Source organism: Nakamurella sp., assembly GCF_048594475.1.
Taxonomy (GTDB): domain Bacteria; phylum Actinomycetota; class Actinomycetes; order Mycobacteriales; family Nakamurellaceae; genus Nakamurella.
Genome location: NZ_JBMDXT010000295.1, coordinates 1 through 5,870 on the forward strand (window position 1 = coordinate 1; position 5,870 = coordinate 5,870).

General features: G+C 71.7%; 4 protein-coding genes and 1 pseudogene. 4 read left to right on the forward strand and 1 reads right to left on the reverse strand.

Annotated features, from left to right (window positions below; genetic code table 11):
• Positions 1-585 (forward strand): annotated as a pseudogene (locus tag ACOJUF_RS13570) (hypothetical protein); the annotation flags it as partial.
• Between the two features lie 33 nt (positions 586-618).
• On the opposite strand, the gene ACOJUF_RS13575 reads toward ACOJUF_RS13570, so the two are convergent.
• Entirely contained in the window at positions 619-1,320 is a 702-nt protein-coding gene (locus tag ACOJUF_RS13575; RefSeq protein WP_420122369.1) for a FadR/GntR family transcriptional regulator, read from the reverse strand.
• A gap of 218 nt (positions 1,321-1,538) precedes the next feature.
• Here ACOJUF_RS13575 and ACOJUF_RS13580 point away from each other — a divergent pair, with 218 nt between their 5' ends.
• From ACOJUF_RS13580 to ACOJUF_RS13590, 3 genes are all read left to right on the forward strand, one after another.
• Positions 1,539-2,963: an aspartate ammonia-lyase gene (locus ACOJUF_RS13580; RefSeq protein ID WP_420122370.1), complete on the forward strand. Its 1,425-nt coding sequence runs from the start codon at positions 1,539-1,541 to the stop codon at positions 2,961-2,963.
• On the forward strand, positions 2,960-3,985 hold the full coding sequence (locus ACOJUF_RS13585; protein WP_420122371.1) for an asparaginase: 1,026 nt from the start codon (positions 2,960-2,962) through the stop codon (positions 3,983-3,985). Before ACOJUF_RS13580 ends, ACOJUF_RS13585 begins: the two co-directional genes overlap by 4 nt.
• Before the next feature lie 146 nt (positions 3,986-4,131).
• Positions 4,132-5,616, forward strand: a complete 1,485-nt coding sequence (locus ACOJUF_RS13590) for an amino acid permease (protein ID WP_420122372.1) — start codon at positions 4,132-4,134, stop codon at positions 5,614-5,616.
• Positions 5,617-5,870: the final 254 nt, after the last annotated feature.

Below are 5,870 nucleotides of genomic sequence, written 5' to 3' on the forward strand. Positions count from 1 at the left end.
GGCGGCCACATCGCCGCATTCGTCCGGTATCTGACGCGGTTCTACCCCGCCGACCACGTGGTCACGCACTATCAGGCGGCCCAGTCGGTGGTCGCCGACCCGACCATCGAGCCGATCCCGCTGGGCGAGTTGGCCCGCGCGAGACTGGCCGTCACCTCAACCCTGTACGTGCCCCCGCTCGGCGAGCGGGAGTACGACCTCGAGCTGGCCGCGTCGGTGCAGCTGGACACCGCACCCGCACCCGCACCCGCACCCGCACCCGGGGACTCGACCGCCGACGACTGGTACCGGCCGCTGTCCGACCGGCCCGGCCCGCTGGCTGCGCTGGTCGCGTCGCTGAGTACCGACCCGAGCCTGCTCGCGGCCGTCCGGGCGGACCCCAGGCCGTACCTGGCCGCCGTCGGGCTGGACGTGATCGAGGCGTGGGCCTTTCTCGCCCGGGACCAGGGGTGGATGAACGCGTGCATCCGGGAAGGCAGCGGACCGGCGGCCGCGGTCGCCCTGGGCGCCGCGGCGGACCAGGACGAGGCCCGCACATTCTTCGTCCACCCCGACGGCCGGTTGGTCCGACGCACGTCCCGGTGAGCCGGCCGGCGATCGGGCCCGGCCCGCACGCCGTCACCGGGCAGCGGTGAGCTCCTCCACCGCCCGCCGCACCTGGGCCAGATGCTCGGCCATCGCCGCCTCGGCCCGGTCCGGGCTCTGCGCGTCGATCGCGGCGACGATGACGCCGTGCTCGGCGTTCGCGGCGTCCCGGCGGTGCGCGACCAGGTTCAGCGTCTCGGACTGACGGGACAACGCCGGCGCCATGGTGGCGTGCAGGTCGGCGAACACCCGGTTGCCGCTGGCCCGGGCGATGGCCGCGTGGAATGCCGTGTCGATCCGCACCCAGTGCGCGGGATCGCGCTCGACCTCCATCTCCCGGATCAGCCGGCGTAGCTCGTCCCGCTGGGCGGCGGTGCGCCGCGTCGCGGCCAGGCCGGCCGCCGGGATCTCGACGTGCGGTCGGGCCTCCACCAGGTCCTGGCTCGAATAGGTGCCGACGGTCAGGGTGGTCGGCACGTGGTCGGCGATGACGTAGGTGCCGCTGCCGGTCCGGGTCCGCGTCAGGCCCAGGGTTTCGCAGGATCGCAGCGCCTCCCGCACGACGGCCCGGCTGACCCCGTACCGGGTGCCGAGCGCGGCCTCCGAGGGCAGTCGCTGGCCGACCGGCAGCTCGCCACGTTCGATCGCCCCGCGCAGGTCGGCCAGCACCGCCTCCGCGGCGGACACCCGGGCGAACTGCGGCTGCGTAGTTGTCCAGCTGTCGGACGGACTCATGACCTGCATCGTAGACATGCCCGCCGGCAGCCCCCGGACCTGCGGGTTCCCGGACCTGATGTGAGCGCCGTCACGGCCTGTTGACGGCGGTGACCGGCAGGCCCTACCGTCTAAATCTGTCAGACAGCTTGACAGCAGGGCAGCAGGACCTCACGCTCCGTGACTTAAAGACCGCAGTGCCCACCGTCGTCGCCACTGCAGAAGGGTGTACCCCAGACATGTCCACACGCACCGAGCACGATCTCCTCGGCTACCTCGACGTCCCGGCCGACGCCTACTACGGCGTGCACACCGCCCGCGCCGTCGACAACTTCCCGATCACCGGCATCAAGCTGGCGATCTACCCGGCCTTCATCGCCGCCCTCGCCGCCGTCAAGCAGGCGGCCGCCACCGCCAACCGCGACATCGGCGCCCTCGACGCGGGCAAGGCCGACGCGATCATCGCCGCCGCGCAGGAGATCCGGTCCGGCGCGCTGCACGAGCAGTTCGTCGTCGACATGATCCAGGGCGGTGCCGGCACCTCCACCAACATGAACGCCAACGAGGTCATCGCCAACCGGGCGCTGGAGATCCTCGGCCACGCCCGCGGCGAGTACCACTTCCTGCACCCGCTGCAGGACGTCAACCTCGGCCAGAGCACGAACGACGTCTACCCGACGGCCATCAACATCGCGCTGGACGCCTACGTGGTCAAGCTGGACGCCGCCCTGGGTGTGCTGCACGACGCCTACCGGCGCAAGGCGGTCGAGTTCGCCGACGTGCTGAAGATGGGCCGCACCCAGCTGCAGGACGCCGTCCCGATGACCCTGGGCCAGGAGTTCGGCGCGTTCGCCTCCACGCTGGCCGAGGACCGGGAGCGGCTGCGCGAGGCGCGGGCCCTGCTGCACGAGATCAACCTCGGCGGCACCGCGATCGGCACCGAGCTCAACGCCCACCCCGAGTACCGGCGGCACGTCGTGGCCGAGCTGCGCCGGCTGACCGGCATCCAGACCCTGGTCTCGGCCACCGATCTGGTCGAGGCCACCTCCGACGTCGGGCACTTCGTCCAGCTGTCCGGCGTGCTCAAGCGGGTCGCCGTCAAGCTGTCCAAGGTCTGCAACGACCTGCGGCTGCTGTCCTCCGGCCCGCGGGCCGGCTTCGGCGAGATCAACCTGCCCGCCCGGCAGGCCGGCTCGTCGATCATGCCCGGCAAGGTCAACCCGGTCATCCCCGAGGTGGTCAACCAGGTCGCCTACGAGGTGATCGGCAACGACGTGACCATCTCCATGGCCGCCGAGAGCGGGCAGCTGCAGCTCAACGCGTTCGAGCCGATCATCGCCCACTCGCTGTTCGCCAGCCTGGACCACCTGGCCGCGGCCGCCGTGGTGCTGGCCGAGAAGTGCATCGACGGCATCACCGCCAACCGCGACCTGCTACGGGCCCGCGTCGCCGACTCGATCGGCCTGGTCACCGCGCTGAGCCCGGAGATCGGCTACGAGAACGCCACCGACGTGGCCCAGGAGGCGCTGATCAGCGGCCGTGGCGTGGCCGAGATCGTCGCCCAGCGCGGCCTGCTGACCACCGAGCGGATCGACGCGATCCTGGCCTCGGTCGCCACCGGTGCGGCGGGGACCACCGCGGCGGCCGTGGCCGGCGCGCGATGAGCGTCCTGGCCGGAGTGCCGGACGCGGCCGGGACCGTCGCGGACGACCTCCGGGCCGGCCTCGACGTGGAACTGGCCCGGGTCTACCGGTCCGGCCTGCACGAGGGCACCCACTACGGCGCCCTGGTGCTCGTCGACCGGGACGGCACGGTGCTGCACCGGCGTGGCGACGTGCACCGCCCGGTGTTCCACCGGTCCTGCGCCAAGCCGTTCCAGGCCGTCGCGATGCTCGACGCGGGGCTGCGGTTGGCCGGCGCGGACCTGGCCATGGCCGCCGCCTCGCACACCGGCGAGGACGAGCACGTCGCCCTGGTGCGGGCCGGCCTGGCTGCCGGCGGCCTGACCGAGGACGACCTGGGTTGCCCCGCCGATCTGCCGAGCGATCCGGAGGCGCGGGACGCGGCGGTCCGCCGGGGCGAGCGGCCGAGCCGGGTCTACATGAACTGCTCGGGCAAGCACGCGGCCATGCTGCGCACCTGCCGGACCGCCCGTTGGTCCACCGCCAACTACCTCGACCCGGCGCATCCGCTGCAGCGCCGGGTCCGGGCGACCGTCGAACGGTTCGCCGGCCCGACGCACGACATCGTCGGGGTGGACGGCTGTGGCTCCCCGGTCTTCGCGACCGACCTGGTCGGCCTGGCCCGCGGGTTCTCCGCCCTGGTCACCGCCGAGCCGGGCAGCTCCGCCCGGGCCGTCGCCGACGCCATGCGCCGGTACCCGCACCTGGTCGGCGGCCGCACCTCCGGCGACACCCTGCTGATGCGCGAGATCCCCGGCCTGCTGGTCAAGCTCGGCGCCGACGGGGTGCAGTGCTTCGCCCTGCCCGACGGCCGGGCCGCCGCGTTCAAGATCTCCGACGGGGCCGAGCGGGCCCGCCTGCCGATCGTGCTGGCCGCCCTGGACTCCCTCGGCGTCCGCACCGAGTCCGTCGCCGCGTCGACCCTCGCGATCACCGCCCGCACGGTGCTCGGCGCCGGCCGGCCCGTCGGCTCGGTCGTCGCCGCGCCCGACCTGTTCCGCTGACTTCACCCCGTCCCACCCACCGCCCCCCACACAATGAGGTGTCTTTCGTGACCGTCGAATCGGATCGCACGCCGCCCTCCGGGTCGCAGCCCCACCCGACCTACCACCACCCGTCGCCGGAACAGACCGAGGCCCACCTCGGCGAGCTGTTCCAGGACGAGGAGAAGGGCTACCACAAGGGTCTCAAGGCCCGCCAGGTGCAGATGATCGCCATCGGCGGGGCCATCGGCACCGGCCTGTTCCTCGGTGCCGGTGGGCGGCTGGCCCAGGCCGGTCCGGCTCTGGTGCTGATCTACGCGCTCTGCGGGTTCTTCGCCTTCCTGGTCCTGCGGGCGCTGGGCGAGCTGGTGCTGCACCGGCCGTCCTCGGGCTCGTTCGTCTCCTACGCCCGTGAGTTCTACGGCGAGAAGGCCGCTTTCGCGGCCGGCTGGATGTACTGGCTGAACTGGGCGATGACCGCCATCGTCGACGTCACCGCGGTCGCGCTGTACATGAAGTTCTTCGGCCAGTACTCACCGTTCATCGCCTCGGTGCCGCAATGGGCCTGGGCGCTCATCGCGCTGGCCGTCGTCCTGAGCCTGAACCTGGTGTCGGTCCAGGTGTTCGGCGAGATGGAGTTCTGGTTCGCGCTGATCAAGGTGGTGGCGCTGGTCGCGTTCCTGGTCGTCGGCACGTACTTCGTGCTCTTCGGCACCCCGATCGACGGTCACCAGGTCGGCTTCAGCCTGATCTCGGACAACGGCGGGTGGCTGCCCAACGGCCTGCTGCCGGCGATCGTCATCATCCAGGGCGTCGTGTTCGCCTACGCCTCCATCGAGCTGATCGGCACCACCGCGGGGGAGACCAAGAACCCCGAGAAGGTCATGCCCAAGGCGATCAACACCGTGATCCTGCGGATCGGCGTGTTCTACGTCGGCTCCGTGCTGCTGCTGGTGCTGCTCCTGCCGTACACCGCCTACCAGGCCGGGGTGTCGCCGTTCGTCACGTTCTTCGACTCGATCGGGGTCGACGGCGCCGGGCTCATCATGAACCTCGTCGTGCTGACCGCCGCGCTGTCCTCGCTCAACGCCGGCCTGTACTCCACCGGCCGGATCCTGCGCTCGATGGCGATGAACGGCTCCGCACCGAAGTTCGCCGCCCGGATGAACAAGGCCGGCGTGCCCTACGGGGGCATCGCGATCACCGCGGCCATGACCCTGCTGGGCGTCGGGCTGAACGCGATCGTGCCCGAGTCGGCCTTCGAGATCGTGCTCAACGTGGCCTCCCTGGGCATCATCGCGGCGTGGGGCACGATCGTGCTGTGCCAGATCCGCCTCAAGCAGTGGGCCGACAAGGGGCTGCTGAAGCGACCCTCGTTCCGGATGATCGGAGCGCCGTACACGTCCTACCTGACGCTGGCCTTCCTGTTCGGCGTGCTCGTGCTCATCGCCTTCGACTACCCGGTCGGCACCTTCACCATCGGCTCGCTCGTGGTCATCGTGCCGGCGCTGGTCATCGGCTGGTTCCTGTGCCGCGGGCGGATCACCGCCATCGCGCAGGAGCGGGCGTCGATCACCGGCCCGTACCCGGTCGTGGCCAACCGGCCGGCGATCGACGGCCGGACCGCCACCGGCGGCGACGCCGCCGAGTAGCCCGGCCCGCACACCAGCACACCCCCGGGGGCCCGACGCGTCGTGCGTGTCGGGCCTCCGGGCCCGTTTCCGCCCTCTCATCCCCTTCATGAAAGGCAGCCATGGCAGTGCAACCGTACGAGCTTGTCCGCGGATCCGGGGAGGTCGTGGCTCGGGTCGCGGCCCGGGGTCGGGCGGTGTTGTCGTCGCCGACGATCAATAAGGGGACGGCGTTCACGTTGGCCGAGCGGGAGCGGTTGGGGTTGACGGGGTTG